The following is a 15,475-nucleotide window of genomic DNA, read 5'->3' as shown; positions in this document are numbered from 1 at the left end:
CTATCGATGCGACAGTTGACGGTACGCTTCGTTGCGAAAACGTGCAAGCAACGCACGAGAACCGGCGAGGATCGTCAACTAGCCATAACCACAGGCCAGTCATAGAATAGGCTGCCCGACGCATGTGCCCCAGAGAGAGGAACATCGAGATGGCCCGCAGCAGAAATGGCAGCCACGCAGCCGACGTCCCCACGGCGTCGTACACGTTTAGCTTCCAGGCACAGTATCCCAATAAGCCGGGCATGCTGGCGCAGATCGCAGCGGCCGTAGGCGACTGCGGCGGGAATCTCGGCGATATTGACGTGATTCGGACGACGGGCACCTCGATCGTGCGCGAAATCAGCGTGCAGGCACGCGACAGCGAGCACGCGGTCGAGATCGTGGACCAGGTCAAGAAGATCAAGGGCGTGTCAATAAAGAGCGTCTCGGACCGGGTGTTCCTGAGCCACCGCGGCGGCAAGATCGAGATTTCGAACAAGGTGCCGGTGGCGAGCCGCCGCGACCTGTCCGTGGTCTACACACCTGGCGTCGCGCGCGTGTGCCTTGCGATCGATAAGGATCCGGAAGCCGCTTATTCGATGACCATCAAGGGCAACACGGTGGCCGTCGTCAGCGACGGCACCGCCATTCTCGGGCTCGGCGACCTCGGTCCATTAGCGGCGATGCCCGTGATGGAAGGCAAGGCGATGCTCTTCAAGGCGTTTGGCGGCGTCGATGCGTGGCCGATCTGCCTCGACACGAAGGATCAGGACGAGATCGTCGCGATCGTGAAGGCGATTGCGCCCGGGTTCGGGGGCATCAACCTGGAGGATATCTCGGCGCCGCGCTGCTTCTACATCGAGGAGCGCCTTAAGGCCGAACTGGACATTCCGGTATTCCACGACGACCAGCACGGCACGGCGGTCGTGGTGCTGGCGGCGGCGCTGAACGCACTGTGCATCGTGAAGAAGAACATGACGGATATCAAGGTCGTCGTGTTGGGCGTCGGCGCTGCGGGCGTGGCGTGCTCGAAGATCCTGATGTCGGCCGGCGTGAAGAACATCATAGGCTGCGACCGGACGGGGATTATCTACAAGGGCCGCACCGAGGGCATGAACTTCATGAAGGAGTGGTTCGCGGACAACACGAACCTCGAAGGCGTGAGCGGCTCGGTCAGCGACGCGATGGAGGACGCCGACCTGTTTCTCGGGCTGGCGGGTCCGAACATGATCACCGTCGACGACCTGAAGAAGATGAGCCGCGATCCGATCGTGATGGCGATGGCGAACCCGGATCCGGAGATTCGGCCGGAGATCGCGGGGCCGCACGTGGCCGTGATGGCGACGGGGCGTTCGGACTTCCCGAACCAGATCAACAACGTGCTGTGCTTCCCCGGCCTGTTCCGCGGCGTGCTCGACGTGCGCGCGCGCCACATCACCGAGAACATGAAGGTGAAGGCCGCCGAGGCGATCGCGGCCGCGGTCGGCAAGAACGAACTAAGCTCGGAATACATCATCCCGAGCGTGTTTCACCCGACGGTGTTCAAGAACGTCGCGAAGGCAGTAGCGGAAGCGGCGATCGCGGACGGCGTGGCAGAGCGAGAGAAGAAGCCGATCCCGGTGTTTATTTAGGCGTCAGTCGGTCAGTCTTTCAGTCCGTCAGTCGGTCGGGCTGTCAAGTGCTAAGAGGTGGCTGCGAGAGGCAGTCCCTCAATCTCCAGCTTCTTGAGATCCAAGATCCGCGAAGCACGGTCGATGTCGATGCCAACGACCTTGCCGTCTTCGTCAAAGTCAATGACGATACCGTCCGCGATTTCGTTCGACTCCTTGCTGGGCTTCGAACTGAGGTCGATGTAGAGCGAATCCGTCTCTGCGTAGTAGTGAAGCCTCACTCTGCTGCCTCGCTTGGTGGTTTGAATCCGCGATCAGGGAACGCGTTATGTACGGTCTCTCCGTCTTCAAGCGTCACCACCCGGAGTGTCCGCCCATCCAACTCGCTAATCATACCCCAGTAGCGGACTCGCCCATCGGGCTGAACCTCCTTTCTGAAGCGGGCGGTTGAGAACCTGCTCACACCATTCCCGCCGCAAGTACGGCCGTTTACGCAGCACCTGCTCTTCAAAGTATCGTGTCGTCTTCAGAATTACTCCCCCACCGGCGTCGGTGCCTAGAACCTCCAGACGTCAGGCCTGCGGCGTTCCGTCCGTCGCCGCCGCACCGCCGCCGGTGCTCTCGGCGAGAAACTCGGTGACCGCGCGGCGTGCGTCGTCTTCGGCGCTGCGGCTCGCCTCGTACACCCACCACGCGCCGACGCTCGCGACGGTGACCGTGGCCAGCAGCATCGAGTAGCGCAGCGCGTCGCCGTCGTCCACGCCGCGCATCTGGAACAGCTCCGATACGCCGCCCACCGCGAGCGGCGCCATGGCTGCGCCGAGCACTGAGAGCGACAGGCCGAACGCGGCGAACGACTGACTGCGTATGCGCGGCGACGAGCACGCAGCGACGATCGGAATGAGTCCGCCCGACGTCACGGACGCGACAAAGCCGCCGACGAGCAGCATCGCCAGCGTGACTGGCGCGTACGGGATGGCGAACGCCACGGTCCACGTCACGAGAAGGACGACGACGGACAGCGCTCCCATGCGTCCGAGATAGCCCAGGCCGCGATGCAGCCGGTTGTCGGCGTAGGGGCCGGCAAACCACTGGCCAAGGAACGCGGCGATCGCGAGCGCGCCGAACATCGCGCCCGCCTCCTCCGTCTCGAATCCGTACCGCCGCTCGAATAGCGTCGGCAGCCACACGATAACGCCGATCAGCGTGAAGCCGATCGCCGCGTTGGCCAGGATCATGTAGCGGAGCGTGCGTGTCGCGAGGATCGTGCCCAGGCTCTCGAAGAAGCCCTTCCGGTCAGTTGGCTCGCGCAGGAACCCGGCAAGCATTGGATTATCGACGATGGCCTCGTCCAACTCGGCCTGACCGCGCTTCGGCTCGCGCAGCGTCAGCGCCACGAGTCCGAAGAGCAAACCCGGTACCGCCGCGGCCGCGAATCCCCAGCGCCAGCCGACCGCCGCGACAATGCCGGCGCCAACGACCGCGCCCACGATCGAACCGAAGGCGTTCGCCGAGCGCCAGTAGTTCATGACGCGACCACGCACGTGCTGCGGGTAGTAGTCCGAAAGGAGGCTCAGGTGCGTGGGGCCGATCGTGCCCTGACCAACGCCCAGCAACGCGCGCGTGAAAAAGAGTTGCAGGAACGAGCGCGAGCCCGCCGCGAAGAGACCGGCGCTTCCCCACACCAGCGCGCCGACCGCAAGGATCTTCGTGCGGCTGTAGTGATCGGCCCAATTTCCGACCGGGAGCGAGAGGATGCCGGTGATGAAGATGACCGCAAGCGGCAGTAGCCCGACGGTGAAGTCCGAGAGCCCAAAGTGCAGACGAATGTCGTCGAGCGCGATGGTAAGCACTGCGCGATCGAACTCGTCGACTCCGTTGAGGATGAAGAGGATCACGAGCGGCCGCATCCCGTACTGCCTGATCGAGGGGCGCAGCGCGGCAGGCGTGGCCACGGCTGCGGGGGCGTCCTCTCCGGCCACGGGCGCATCGGCGACGGCGTCCTGATCCATGGTGCTCAATACTAGGGGAACTGGCGCTTGGCGCGAGGCTGCCTAAACCGGTTCGCGCATCCGCAATCCAACATCGCTGCTGGGGGCGGGTGCGATGTACGTCGTTACGCTTTCGTCAACAGCGCGTTGTTGTCGTACAGCTTGATGACGCGCACGGCGCCTTGCGGACCGACTTCGAGGCAGAGGCCGCAGAGGATGCACTCGTCGAGGTTATCTTCGACGATCTCGACGTGGCCGTTGGTCGCCGCGTAAATGTCAACGGGGCAGACGCCCGCGAGTTGCTGCGCCGCCGCCGCATCCGACGCGAGCGGCTCGTCGACTTCGACCCGGATGAACATGCCGGAACCGTTCGACGCCATCTAGCGCACCCCCGACAGTCGCTGCTTCACCATGTCCGGTATGTCCTGGATCTCCTCGGCGACGGAGATGCCGGCGTCGAGCATCCGGGCGATCTTCTCCGACGTCGTGTCGGCCTTGCCTTCGACGATCGTGCCGGCGTGGCCGAAGCGCATGCCGGGCATTTCGTCGATAAAGCGTCCCGCCATGAACGCGACGATCGGCAGACGCGAGTTGTTGTCTTTCACGTACTTCGCGAGCTGCGCCTCCATGGGGCCGCCGGGCTCGGAGTAGATGACGATCGCCTTCGTATCGGGATCGGCCTCGAACAGCGGCATCAGTTCGGCGTAGGACGATCCCACGATGGCATCGCCGCCGATGCTGACGGCGGTGCTCTGCCCGAGACCGGCGGCGGTCAGCGTGTTGGCGATCTCCGTCGTCATGCCGCCGGAGCGTGACAGGATGCCGATCGGGCCCGGCTGGTAGGCGCGCCGCGCCGCGACCGCCGCGCCGCCCATGCCACCGACGCGCGACTTACCGGGCGACAGCACGCCCAGGCAGTTGGGACCGATCACCCGCGCGTGGTGGCGACGCGCCACTTCGAGCAGTTGCGCCACTTCGAGGCGCGGGATGCGCTCCGTGACGATGACGATCAGCTTGATGCCGTTCTCGATCGCTTCGAACGCGGCATCGCGCACGAACGCCGGCGGCACCGAGATCACCGACGCGTCGACGCGTTGGCGTGATGTGATCTCCTTGACGGTGTCGTACACCGGCACACCGTGCACGTCGCGGCCGCCGCGACCCGGCGTCACGCCGCCGACGAGATTCGATCCGTAGTCGAGGCACTCGCGCGCCATGTTCACGGCTTCGCGGCCGGTGATCCCCTGGATGATGAAGGTCGTGTTCTCGTCGATCAGGATGCTCATGCTCGCCTACGCTCGCACCTTCTCCACCGCGCGGCGCGCCGCCTCGGACATGGGCACGGTGCGGTCGGCGTACTCGACGCCGTACTTTTTGAGGATCTTGTAGCCTTCGTCCTCCCACGATCCGGGGATGCGAAAGATGGCGATCCTCTCTGCCGGGTCATAGCCGCTCTCGACGACGCCCTTGATCACGCCGCGCGCGACGATATCGACGCGCGTGTTGCTGACGACGTTCATGATCACGCAGATCTTGCTGACGCCGGGCTTGCTGAGGATGAGCTTGGTCAGTTCGGCGGCTTTCTTCACGCTCGGGTTGCCGCCGATCTCGCAGTAATTCGCCGGCTTGCCACCATGCTTGCGCAGCGCGTCAAAGATAGTGAGGCTGCCGCCGCCAGCGCCGATGACGCACCCCAGGTTGCCTTCGAATTCAACGACACGGCCGGCGACGCCGCGATAGTCCGACGCATCGACCTCGGCGCCGCGGATCTCGAAGGGCGTCGGCGGGCGCGCCTGCCTCGTCTCCTCGTTGCCGATGCCCAGTTCGGCGAGGATCGCCTTTTGCTGGTCGCGCGCCTCTTCTTCCATATCCATGTGGGAGTCGAGCGCGATGAACGTGCCGTCCTCGAGCTGGGCCAGCGGGTTCACTTCGGCGAGGGTGAGGCCGTACTTCAGGAACGTCTTCGCCAATCCCGTGCAGATGCGCGTGAGGGCCGTCAATTCGTTGCCGCTGATGCCGAGGGACGACACCAGTTCTTTCATCTTGAATTCCTGGAACGGCTCGAACGTCGAGAAGTGGACGCGCGCGACGTGATCCGGGTGCGTCTCCGCCACCTCTTCGATGTCGATGCCGCCCATGTCGCTGAAGATCGCGACGGGCAATTTGGCGATGGCGTCGTAGATGACGCCGGCGTAGTACTCCTTCTTCACGGGCGACTTCTTCTCGACGAGCACGCCGCGCGCTTGCTGGCCGTTGATCTCGAGCTTCAGGATCGCGTCAGCCGCCTGGCGCGCCTCGTCGGGCGACGAGACGAACTTGACGCCGCCGGCTTTCATGCGGCCGCCGCTCAGCACCTGCGACTTCAACACCACCTCGCCGCCGACGCTGGTGGCTATGTCTGCGGCTTCGTCGGGCGTGGTCGCCAGGCCGCCTTGCGAGACGGGGACGCCGCTTTTCGCGAGCAGCGTCTTGGCTTCGTACTCGTAGAATCTCATTCGTGATCCTCGGGGTTTTCGATGGCCAAGCCCAACGCGAGTGCGGCGTCGCGCAGCGGCCGATCGGCCACTACGAACGCGCCGCGCCGGGCTCAATGTTAAGGGCACCTAACTTTTCGAACCACCAGCGGGCGGTGGCGAGCTGAATGGCATCGGAAGATCGTACGCGCCCGCCTGTGCCTCCGCGGAGCATCAACTGGCTGGCCCTGGTGATGCGCATCATCGATAGCAACCGCATTGAACGTCGAAGCATCACCGACGAATCTGCGGTGAAGCTCATCGAGCGCAGGTGCGGTCAGCAAGCCTTGAGTGTGTCTTCGCCGCAGGACGGAAGCGATTTCAACAATTGTAAGTGCCGAGATGACGGCATCATACTCACGAACACGCAGAGCCGCCCAGCGCGATCCCAACTCGGGAACGTATAGCTTGGCGAGGGCGCTCGTATCCCAGAAGTCGGATGGCACCTATCTAAGGACCTGCATCGCGCTCCTCACGGAGGTCCATCCAAACCGGACGCTCGCTTCGGGGAAGAGAGTTGCGCAGGGTGTCCCGATCGGGCGTGTCCGGTCGGGGACGCAGATGCTCTGGCCACTCACTGAGGTCAAGCGGGCTGCCAACGTCGCCGAGCGCTTTGCGGATCCGCTGGCGCTCCGCCTCGCGCGGGTCGAGGGGTTCGCGCTCGCCTTTATCGCGATTCCCGAACGCGTGCCGCAGCCCGGCCAGGATAGACGCGCTCGAAAGCACGGCCAGCGCACCGAGGAGGATTACTTTCTTCATCGCTGCATGATAGCCGACGCTACTCGACGGCCGTCGCCTCGATCTCGACCATCAGCGGCGGGAACGCCAGCCGCGCCACCCCGAGCAGCGTGCTCGCAGCCCTGTTGCCGGCGAGGCGCTCGATCATTGCGCCATAGGACGCGAGGAACAGGTCGACGTCGGTCGTGTAGATGTTGAGCCGAGCGATATTGGCGAAGGTCATGCCGGCGCTCTTGAGGACGGTCTCCAGGTTGTTGAGCGCCTGGCCGATTTGCGCGGCCATGTCGCCTTCATGCATCGGTGCGCCGTCGGCGTCGACCGAGGTCTGGCCAGCGCACCGCACGACTCGCTTGTGGCCGCTGATCTCTACGGCCTGCGCGAAACCGAGGTTATCCTGCCACGTCCATGGGTTGTGTAGCTTCTTCTCGATCACATTGCCTCCGCTTCCTCAGGCCTTTGCTGTCACTACGCGCGCGGAGCGTCGATGGCACGGAGCCGGCGCTCTCTTGCGGATGCCCGACGTTCGATCACGCTACCTGGCCCATCACCTCGAGGATGTCGTAGCCGGAGACTTCCTTCGACTTGGCGGAAAGCTCCGAGAGGTAGTCATACGACACCTTGCCGCCCTGCGCTGCCTTGGCGAGCTGCATCAGCATGCCCTTGGTCGTCGCCTCGTCGTAGAACTCGCCGGTCTCGGGGTCGGCGATCGATCCGCCGCCGAGACGGTGGTATACCTCGAGCGAGCGCTTGGTTGCTTCGATCTGCTCGTCGCTCGGCGTGAACACTGCGTTCGCGACGTCGGCCTGCTGCGGGTGAATCACCCACGTGCCATCCATGCCGAGGTCGCGCGACTCCTCGTTCTTCTTGCGGAGTTGCGCATAGATTTTCTGCGCTTCGTCCGCCTGCGTATCGGGGCGCACGAGGCGCAGAAACGCGTTGTCGACGGCGTGGAGGCCGGCCGCTTTCGCGGCGACGACGGTGGCCTGCTTGGCGTAATGGAAGTTCTGGTTCTGGTTGTCGATCATCTCGCGCACGCCCATCGACGCGCTGAAGTCGGCGATGCCGAAGATGAGGCCCGCCATGCGCTGCGAGGACGTCGCGATCTTGTACGCGTTCACGACGGCCAGCGGCGTTTCGATGAGAGCTTCGATCTGGACGTGCGTCGTCCAGCCGCCCTGATCTTCGAGCGCGTCGAGCAGCCGCGAGAGGTGCACGATGTCTTCGGGCGTCTCGGTCTTCGGCAGGATGATGCCGTGGAAGCGGTCGGGCGCGCCCAGCATGATCGCCTGAATATCGCCGAGGAAGTACTTCGAGCGGATGTTGTTAGGGCGGATCGCGATGACCTTGCCGCCGAAATCGAACGTATTCAGCGCCTCGACGAGCGTGCTGCGGCTGGGGTCGCCCTTGAAGTCGTACGGGCATGCGTCCTCGAAGTCCGGCATAACGTGGTCGACGGGCGCCTGCGCCGCCTTCTCGTTCATCTTCAACGTGTGCGCCGGATAAGTGAGCTCAGTCCGCGGAATGACGAAGCGGTTGAGCTTTTGCATGACGTACATCGTCGACGGCCCTCCCCTGTTTGGCGTTCGATCAGTGCCGCGCGACGAGGGCGCGCGCGATCACTTTCAGCTCGAGCGTTGCCTTCACGCCCTCGAAGATCGGCAGCACCTGCGCATCGGCGACGTAGCGGCTGATGCGATCTTCCTCCGCATAACCCCAGCCGCCGTGCAGCAGTTGCGCTTCCTGCGTCACGGCGACCGCGACATCCGACGCGAAGAGCTTCGCCATGGCCGGCCCGAGCGGCGCGCGGCCCTTCGGGTCGGTGCCGCGCGCGACGGCGTACGTGAGTTGCCGCGCCGCCGCGATGCGCATGGCCATGGAACCGATCTTGTGCCGTGTCAACTGGTACTCGCTGATCGGCTTTCCGAACTGTGCGCGCTGCGTCGTGTAGTTGCACGCCTTCTCGAGCGCCGCCTGCGCCACGCCGAGCGCGCGCCCTCCGGTCTGCAGGCGGCCGATCGCAAAACCGCCGAGCGTGAGATAGAAACCGCGGCCCTCCCCCTGCTCGCCGCCGACGAGGTTTTCGGCGGGCACGAAGTAGTCCTCGAGATTGAGGATGTAGGAGTGCATGCCGCGATAGCCCGGCGTCGGGATCGCTTCGCCGGTGAGCAGTCCGCCCTCGGGCTGACGATACTCGAACTTGTGCCCGTCGAACGTCTCTTTCGGCACGATGAACAGCGAGAGGCCCGCGTGGCCCTTGCTCATATCGGGATCGGTGCGCGCGAGCAGCGCCAGCACGTTCGCGCGACCGGCGAACGTACACCACGCCTTGGCGCCGTTCAGCAGCCACCCCGGCTTGCCGTCGCGCTCACCGGGCGTTGCCTTGCACTGCACCGAGGCGACGTCGGAGCCGACGTCCGGCTCGGTGACCGAGATGCCGACGAGCACTTCCCCCGACGCGAGTTTCGGGAGCCAGGCGCGCTTCTGCTCGTTCGTGCCGCCTTCGAGCAGAGCGCGCGACAGGATCTCGGAACGCGTGAGCAGGCTGCCGGCGATCAATGATGCTGCCGACAGCTCCTCGGTGAGCACGATCATGGTGAGGTAGCCCATCTCGGTGCCGCCGTACTCATCGGGCACGGAGCTGCCGAAGAAGCCTAGTTCGGAGAACTGCTTGATCCACGCCTCCGGCACGAGCAGATCGTCGCGGTGTACGAGGTCAGCGATCGCGATGCCGTCCTCTTCCCGCAGCAACTCGCCTTTCGCGAACTGGCGCGCGAAGCCACGCGTCTGTGTTGCGCCGTCGTCGAACAGGTCGGAGCCGTTGACGCCTCGCGCCTCGATCACGCGCGCACCGATGGCGCAGATGCGCGCGTCGTCGAGGCCATCGCGTAGGAGCGCGCGAAGCGCATCGCCCACGAGCGGAGCATCAGCAAAGTCGTCCGGATGCGCGTGCTGGATCGCGAGGAAGCGGTTGACGACGTCGGCCGCATAGGCCAGTGCTTCGTCCTCCGAGAGTGCATCGGCCTTCCCGCCGGATGCGAGCTGCTCGGCGTACGCGACAAGCTCTTGCGCCGCCCGCGCCTCTGTGGCAATCAGCGCGAGGCGCTCGCACAGCACCTGGTGGTCATCGATCCTTCCGCCGGCGTCGGTGAGGGCGGCGGCGCGCGCGATTGCGGCTTCGGAGAGGCTCGCCGCGGCTTCAGCAAGCTGCCTGGCGGCGGCGAGCGTTTTCGTAGAGGCCTGGGAGGTCATCGCACAGCCTTAGGTCTTCGAGGCTCCAGCGCATGGCGCAACGGGCACAGCATACGTTGATCCGGGCTTATGTTCATCTTCAGGTCATTCTGAGCGCAGCGAAGAATCCTGTCGTGAAGCGCACGAGCCGACGAGTCACCGGCCTTCGCCCTCGTCCGCGAACCAGTCCTTCGCAAGATCTTCCCAGCCGGGGTTCAGCGACTCGATCAGTTCGATCTTCTTGCTCCGCAACCAACCCTTGATTTGCCTTCTCGCGCTGGATCGCCGCCATCGCGCTATCAGCGGCCTCCGCGAATACCAGCTTGTCCAGGGTATATCGGGCGGTGAATCCCGAGGTCGCCTTGTGCTTGTGTTCGGACACACGACGCTCGATTCCGTTTGTCACCCCTGTGTACAGGCGCCCACCCGGTCGGTTGGTCATGATGTAGACGTGAAATCGTCTCATGGTCACGCTAGTCGTCTGCTACACGCCGTCTGCGGCGCGAATTCGAGATTCTTCGCTTCGCTCAGAATGACGGAACGAAAGTCCGTTTCTTCGGCAGCAGGGCGACGTAGTCCAAATCCAGCACGACGTGCTCCGCGTAGCGCTCGCGGCCTGCGTCGTCCTTGACGCGGAGCGGCACGTCCTCGCGCGATGGGTCGACGTTCTTCACGCCGACCAGACGCAGCCGCAGGGCGCCGATGTCGTCGCGGCCGAGGTCGATGCGGTCGAGCACGTCGGTCCAGGCGAACAGCGTGTCGCCGGCAAAGGTCGGCGCCGTGTGCGAGCCGCCGTTCCACGCCGCCATGCCCAGCACGTTCTCTAACCCGTCGAACGACAGCGCGTGCGCTACGGAGATCACGTGGCCGCCGTAGACGATGCGCCGGCCGTGGCGCGATGCGCTCTGCTGATGCTGGTTGAAGTGCACGCGCGCGCTGTTCTGATACAGCCGCGTCGCGAGCTGATGCTCCGTCTCTTCGAGCGTCATGCCCTGCGGATGCGCGATGCGCTGACCGGGCGCATAGTCCTCCCAAGCTGCACTGCTGCCCGTGGCGACCGCGTCGAAGCGTTCAATCCGGGGAAAGCTCACGTGATCGAGTGATGCCTCGGCGGGCATTTCGGGCGCGTCATCGGCATTGGTCGGGGTGGCGGGATCACGCTTGTTCACCATGACCCAGCGATAGAACTGAAGCACGACCTCGTCGCGCTGATTGAAGCCGACGGTCTTCACCCATACGACGCCGGTGTCGCCCTTCGACGTCTCGCGCCAGCCGAGTGTTTCCGTCTCGGCGCGCAGCGTGTCGCCGGTGTACACGGGGCGCACGAAGCGCAGGTCCGCGTAGCCGAGATTGCCGGGCGAGTTGAGCGAGATCTCGCCAACGGCGCGCCCGAAGACGATGTGAAATACGAGCAGGTCGGCGACCGGCGAACGCTCAAAGCCGAGGCTCTGCGCGAACGTGTCGGAGCAGTACAGCGGATTGCGATCACCGGTGAGCGCGATGTAGAGCGCGACATCGCCGGGCGTGATCGTGCGCGGCACGGGATTGCGCAGCAATTGCCCCGGCCCCAGGTCCTCGAAGAAGTTGCCGCCGATGTTCACTCTGACTGTCCTCCGCGCAGGCGTTATAGCGAGCCTCGCGGAATGGTGGAAGCTGGACATACGGAGCCGCTCCAGTGCAACATCGCACACATGAAGCGCTACCTCACGTCTGCCGCGGTGTTTATCACGCTAATCTCCGCCGTCACCGCCACCTCCGCCCTGGGCCAACAGACCGATCCTGACGTCGCCGCGGTCGTGGCGGACGTCGAGCAGGCACGCCTCTTCGCGCATATCGAAGAGATGGCGGAGCCCCGAAGCGCGCTCGAGGATGAGATCGACCAGCTCGACGCTACCGCTGACTACGTGCAGTCGCAGCTCGAGGGCTATGGCCTTGAGGTCGTCCTGCAGGACGTGGAGTTCGAGGACGACGAACTCGGCGCCATCGTATCGCCGAACGTCATCGGTGTGAAGGCAGGCAGCGAGTGCGCCGACCGGATCTTCGTCGTCGGCGGTCACTACGACTCGGTGCCGGAGTCGCCGGGCGCCGACGATGATGCCAGCGGCACGGCCGGCATGCTGGAGATTGCGCGGGTACTGGCGGACGTCGACCTGCCGGCGAGCGTGTATTTCACGGGCTTCACGCTGGAGGAACTGGGGTTGATCGGCAGCCGCAAGATGGCCGGCGACTTCGCCGCGGCGGACGCCGAGGTCGTCGGCATGTTCTCGCTCGAGATGATCGGCTACACGGACGAAGCGAGCGGCTCGGAGTTCATCCTGGTGCTCGGCAACGAAGCGTCGGCGCCGCTGCTGGAGGCCGTCGAGCAGGCGAAGTCGTACGTGCCGGACCTGCCGATCGTGACGCTCGCCGCGGCGGGCAACGGCGAGTCATCGCCGGACACGCGTCGCAGCGACCACGCGCCGTTCTGGGACGCTGGCTACCAGGCGCTGCTCGTGACAGACACCGCGAACTTCCGAAACCCGAATTACCACGAGCCGTCGGACACGATCGAGACGCTCGACATGCCGTTCGCGACGAGCGTGACGAAGGCGATGCTGGCGACGACGATGCTTTACCTGACGCGCGACGAAGACGGCGATGGCGCGGCAGATGTCTGCACGGCGCCGCTGCTCGCAACTGCAACGCCTGCGCCGGCAGCGACTCCCATCCCGGCGGCGCCTACCGTCGTCCCGGCGGCGACGCAAGCTAGTGGCGTCACTCTCCCGGAGACGGGAACGGGCGATGACACCAGGGAGATCGCGTTGCTCGCCGCGGCGGTCGTCCTCGGGGTACTCGCGGTCGCGGTTATCGTCATCCCGCGCCGTGGGACGTAGCTCCTTCAGCTTCCTAGCTTGACAGCGCCAGGAGGCGCCGCTGTTCAGCCTGCCCTGCCGGGAGTCTGTTACTGATACAACCGGCCGCGATCACCGATCCTTCTTGTGGAGGCATATCAGGTGACCGACGCTCTCTGGCCCCGGCTCTGGGTTCTCACCATGGCGATCCTGTTCGCCTTCTGGTCGATGGTGGTCGTCACGGTGACCGTCACGGCCGCCCTGACGATGCGTCCCGGCGAGCATGACGCCCCGGCTGTGACGCCGGAGGCGACGTCCGTCGCCCCGCCCCGGCGGCCGGCGCGAGTTCCGCTCGACGCCAATTTAGTCACCACGGACCTGCTGCTCGGCGACGCCACGCCGCCGGCCGGCACGCCTGTCAGCGAGCAGCACATCTTCTACACGCTCCGTTGCGACGGTGACGTGCTCACCGTCACGACCACGCGAGAGATCGTCTACGCGCGCGTCGAATGCGCTCGCTACCGGATCTCCGATGACGTCGTGCGCCCGTTCCTGGGCGAGCCGGTGCGAGTCATGGTCGATCAGGGAGACATCGTGATCGCGTCGTTCATGACGATTGCGGGCGGCACGTTGCGATTCGACGCGGAGGGTGTCTGGCTGCAAACACTGGAGCGCGACTAGAGCGCGAGGCGTTCGCGCTGCTCGCCCCAGGCGCCGCGCAACGTGCGGCAGATCTCGCCGAGCGTCACGTAGTTCTCCACGCACTCGACCATCAGCGGGATCATGTTCGCGTCGCCGCGCGCACCGTCTTCGAGGCGCTTGAGCGAGGCGCTGGCGGCCGTTGCGTCGCGGCCGGCGCGCAGGCGCTTCATCTGCGCCGCTCGCCGCTGGCCGACGGTCGGGTCGTGCTTGTGCAGGCCATCGTGCGGCATCTCTTCATCGACGTATTCGTTGACGCCAACGACGATCTTGCGCCGCGCTTCGATGTCGCGCTGAATGCGAAACGCGTTCTCGTGGATCTCGTTCGCCTGGAAGCCCGTCTCGACGGCCGCCAGCGCCCCGCCCATGTCATCGATGCGCCTCACGTAATCCAGCGCGTCCTGCTCGACTTCGTCCGTGAGATGCTCGATGTACCACGAGCCCGCGACCGGGTCGACCGTGTCGCCGACGCCGGTCTCGTACGCGATGATCTGCTGTGTGCGCAGTGCCAGTTCTGCCGCGTGCTGGCTCGGTAGCGACAGCGCTTCGTCGTAGCTGTTCGTGTGCAGCGACTGCGTGCCGCCCAGCACGGCCGACATGCCCTGCAGCGCCGTGCGGACGAGGTTCATGATGGGCTGCTGCGCCGTGAGCGTCGCGCCGCCGGTCTGGGTGTGAAAGCGCAGCATGCCCGAACGCGGGTCCTTCGCGCCGAAACGCTCCTTCACGACGCGGGCCCAGATACGGCGCGCCGCGCGGAACTTCGCGATCTCCTCCAGGAAGTTGCTGTGACAGGCGAAGAAGAACGCCAGCCGCGGCGCGAAGTCATCGATCTTCAGGCCGCGGTCGAGGGCCGCCTGCGTGTACTGGATGGCATCGGCAATCGTAAAGCCGACTTCCTGCGCCGCCGTGCAGCCGGCCTCGCGCATGTGGTAGCCGCTGATGCTGATCGTGTTCCACTGCGGCAGATTCTCGCTGCACCAGGCGAAGATGTCCGTGATCAGGCGCATGGACGGGCGCGGCGGGAAGATGTAGGTGCCGCGGGCGATGTACTCCTTGAGTATGTCGTTCTGGGTCGTGCCGCCGACTTTCGAGAGGTCGGCGCCCTGCTTCTTCGCGACGGCGACGTACAGCGCGAGGAGTACCGACGCCGTCGCGTTGATCGTCATCGACGTCGTCACCGTCTCGAGCGGGATGTCCTTGAACAGCGTCTCCATGTCCTCGATCGAGGCGATCGACACGCCGACCTTGCCGACTTCGCCCTCGGCCATGAGGTCGTCGGGGTCGTAGCCGATCTGCGTCGGCAGGTCGAAGGCGACGGAGAGCCCGGTCTGCCCCTGCGACAGCAGGTACCTGTAGCGACGGTTCGATTCCTCGGCATCGGAGAAGCCGGCGTACTGGCGCATGGTCCAGAAGCGCCCGCGGTACATCGTCGGCTGGACGCCGCGCGTGTAGGGATACTCGCCGGGGAATCCGAGTTCGCCCAGGTAGTCGAAGCCGCCGAGATCCTCGGGCTTGTAGACCGGCTTCACGGGGCGCCCGGACGATGTCTCGAACGGGACGTCGCGCTCAGCGCCCGGGTTCGCAGGTTCGACCATGCGGGCAGTCTAGGAAGCCGATGATATGAGCGCAATTGCGGTGACGCGAGCCCGACGCTCCGTCGAGCAGAGCATCGCGTGCACCACGCCCTTGCACGCTCGACGACCTTACGCAGTGCGGTCGCGATATTGCGGCCGCGTCGCGTCTGCCCCACGCACGGCAGATGGCGGCGGAAGCGTTGCGATGTGCGCTTACTTTCGATGAAGCGTGCGCGCGTGTCGCCGTGCCGGCGTCGTTCTGACGGCGCAGCTTGAGGCGCGACCGGCAAGGGCTTGCGACGACCCTCAAAG

Annotated in this window: 14 protein-coding genes and 2 pseudogenes; 3 read left to right on the top strand and 13 right to left on the bottom strand. The window is 65.2% G+C overall.

Features of this window, described 5'->3' with window-relative positions; genetic code table 11:
* Nucleotides 1–242 precede the first annotated feature (242 nt).
* Nucleotides 243–1,610, top strand: a complete 1,368-nt coding sequence (locus WEB52_03440) for an NAD-dependent malic enzyme (GenBank protein MEX2225486.1) — start codon at nucleotides 243–245, stop codon at nucleotides 1,608–1,610.
* Nucleotides 1,611–1,660: 50 nt separating this feature from the next.
* On the opposite strand, the gene WEB52_03435 is transcribed toward WEB52_03440, so the two are convergent.
* The 12 genes and pseudogenes from WEB52_03435 to WEB52_03380 form a co-directional block, all read right to left on the bottom strand.
* Nucleotides 1,661–1,870, bottom strand: a complete 210-nt coding sequence (locus tag WEB52_03435; GenBank protein MEX2225485.1) for a DUF2283 domain-containing protein — start codon at nucleotides 1,868–1,870, stop codon at nucleotides 1,661–1,663.
* Nucleotides 1,867–2,119: pseudogene (locus WEB52_03430) on the bottom strand (hypothetical protein). The gene WEB52_03435 and the pseudogene WEB52_03430 overlap by 4 nt, the downstream one beginning before the upstream one ends.
* 42 nt (nucleotides 2,120–2,161) lie before the next feature.
* Nucleotides 2,162–3,601: an MFS transporter gene (locus WEB52_03425; protein MEX2225484.1), complete on the bottom strand. Its 1,440-nt coding sequence runs from the start codon at nucleotides 3,599–3,601 to the stop codon at nucleotides 2,162–2,164.
* A gap of 104 nt (nucleotides 3,602–3,705) precedes the next feature.
* A complete protein-coding gene (locus WEB52_03420) occupies nucleotides 3,706–3,960 on the bottom strand; it encodes a ferredoxin family protein (protein ID MEX2225483.1) in 255 nt (84 codons plus the stop codon).
* Complete coding sequence (locus WEB52_03415) at nucleotides 3,961–4,866, bottom strand: CoA-binding protein (protein ID MEX2225482.1); 906 nt, start codon at nucleotides 4,864–4,866, stop codon at nucleotides 3,961–3,963.
* Nucleotides 4,867–4,872: 6 nt separating this feature from the next.
* Nucleotides 4,873–6,075, bottom strand: a complete 1,203-nt coding sequence (locus WEB52_03410; protein MEX2225481.1) for an ATP-grasp domain-containing protein — start codon at nucleotides 6,073–6,075, stop codon at nucleotides 4,873–4,875.
* 468 nt (nucleotides 6,076–6,543) lie between these two features.
* The gene (locus WEB52_03405; GenBank protein ID MEX2225480.1) at nucleotides 6,544–6,852 is read right to left on the bottom strand and encodes a hypothetical protein; all 309 of its coding nucleotides are present in this window, start codon (nucleotides 6,850–6,852) and stop codon (nucleotides 6,544–6,546) included.
* A 19-nt stretch (nucleotides 6,853–6,871) separates the two neighbouring features.
* Nucleotides 6,872–7,261, bottom strand: a complete 390-nt coding sequence (locus tag WEB52_03400) for a RidA family protein (GenBank protein ID MEX2225479.1) — start codon at nucleotides 7,259–7,261, stop codon at nucleotides 6,872–6,874.
* 97 nt (nucleotides 7,262–7,358) lie between these two features.
* On the bottom strand, nucleotides 7,359–8,378 hold the full coding sequence (locus WEB52_03395; protein ID MEX2225478.1) for a CoA ester lyase: 1,020 nt from the start codon (nucleotides 8,376–8,378) through the stop codon (nucleotides 7,359–7,361).
* A gap of 40 nt (nucleotides 8,379–8,418) precedes the next feature.
* The gene (locus WEB52_03390; GenBank protein MEX2225477.1) at nucleotides 8,419–10,080 is read right to left on the bottom strand and encodes an acyl-CoA dehydrogenase family protein; all 1,662 of its coding nucleotides are present in this window, start codon (nucleotides 10,078–10,080) and stop codon (nucleotides 8,419–8,421) included.
* A 301-nt stretch (nucleotides 10,081–10,381) separates the two neighbouring features.
* A pseudogene (locus WEB52_03385) lies at nucleotides 10,382–10,501 on the bottom strand (GIY-YIG nuclease family protein).
* A gap of 85 nt (nucleotides 10,502–10,586) precedes the next feature.
* The gene (locus tag WEB52_03380) at nucleotides 10,587–11,660 is read right to left on the bottom strand and encodes a MaoC family dehydratase (GenBank protein MEX2225476.1); all 1,074 of its coding nucleotides are present in this window, start codon (nucleotides 11,658–11,660) and stop codon (nucleotides 10,587–10,589) included.
* Nucleotides 11,661–11,750: 90 nt separating this feature from the next.
* Here WEB52_03380 and WEB52_03375 point away from each other — a divergent pair, with 90 nt between their 5' ends.
* Both WEB52_03375 and WEB52_03370 read left to right on the top strand, forming a co-directional pair.
* Nucleotides 11,751–12,932 (top strand): M20/M25/M40 family metallo-hydrolase, encoded by a 1,182-nt coding sequence (locus WEB52_03375; GenBank protein MEX2225475.1) that lies wholly within the window; start codon nucleotides 11,751–11,753, stop codon nucleotides 12,930–12,932.
* A 120-nt stretch (nucleotides 12,933–13,052) separates the two neighbouring features.
* Complete coding sequence (locus tag WEB52_03370; protein MEX2225474.1) at nucleotides 13,053–13,571, top strand: hypothetical protein; 519 nt, start codon at nucleotides 13,053–13,055, stop codon at nucleotides 13,569–13,571.
* On the opposite strand, the gene WEB52_03365 is transcribed toward WEB52_03370, so the two are convergent.
* Nucleotides 13,568–15,184: a methylmalonyl-CoA mutase family protein gene (locus tag WEB52_03365; GenBank protein ID MEX2225473.1), complete on the bottom strand. Its 1,617-nt coding sequence runs from the start codon at nucleotides 15,182–15,184 to the stop codon at nucleotides 13,568–13,570. The genes WEB52_03370 and WEB52_03365 overlap by 4 nt on opposite strands.
* Nucleotides 15,185–15,475 lie beyond the last annotated feature (291 nt).

The organism is Dehalococcoidia bacterium, assembly GCA_040902535.1.
Taxonomy (GTDB): domain Bacteria; phylum Chloroflexota; class Dehalococcoidia; order DSTF01; family JACRBR01; genus JBBDXD01.
The sequence above is the reverse complement of the archived record's forward strand: the minus strand, read 5'-3'. Positions and strand labels throughout refer to the sequence as shown.

Bases quoted from the DNA above. Each gene is read 5' to 3' on its own strand.
- WEB52_03395 (MEX2225478.1), bottom strand. From the start codon at position 8,378: ATGCAAAAGCTCAACCGCTTCGTCATTCCGCGGACTGAGCTCACTTAT.
- WEB52_03440 (MEX2225486.1), top strand. From the start codon at position 243: ATGCTGGCGCAGATCGCAGCGGCCGTAGGCGACTGCGGCGGGAATCTC.
- WEB52_03390 (MEX2225477.1), bottom strand. From the start codon at position 10,080: ATGACCTCCCAGGCCTCTACGAAAACGCTCGCCGCCGCCAGGCAGCTT.
- WEB52_03410 (MEX2225481.1), bottom strand. From the start codon at position 6,075: ATGAGATTCTACGAGTACGAAGCCAAGACGCTGCTCGCGAAAAGCGGC.
- WEB52_03365 (MEX2225473.1), bottom strand. From the start codon at position 15,184: ATGGTCGAACCTGCGAACCCGGGCGCTGAGCGCGACGTCCCGTTCGAG.
- WEB52_03375 (MEX2225475.1), top strand. From the start codon at position 11,751: ATGAAGCGCTACCTCACGTCTGCCGCGGTGTTTATCACGCTAATCTCC.
- WEB52_03420 (MEX2225483.1), bottom strand. From the start codon at position 3,960: ATGGCGTCGAACGGTTCCGGCATGTTCATCCGGGTCGAAGTCGACGAG.
- WEB52_03405 (MEX2225480.1), bottom strand. From the start codon at position 6,852: ATGAAGAAAGTAATCCTCCTCGGTGCGCTGGCCGTGCTTTCGAGCGCG.
- WEB52_03425 (MEX2225484.1), bottom strand. From the start codon at position 3,601: ATGGATCAGGACGCCGTCGCCGATGCGCCCGTGGCCGGAGAGGACGCC.
- WEB52_03415 (MEX2225482.1), bottom strand. From the start codon at position 4,866: ATGAGCATCCTGATCGACGAGAACACGACCTTCATCATCCAGGGGATC.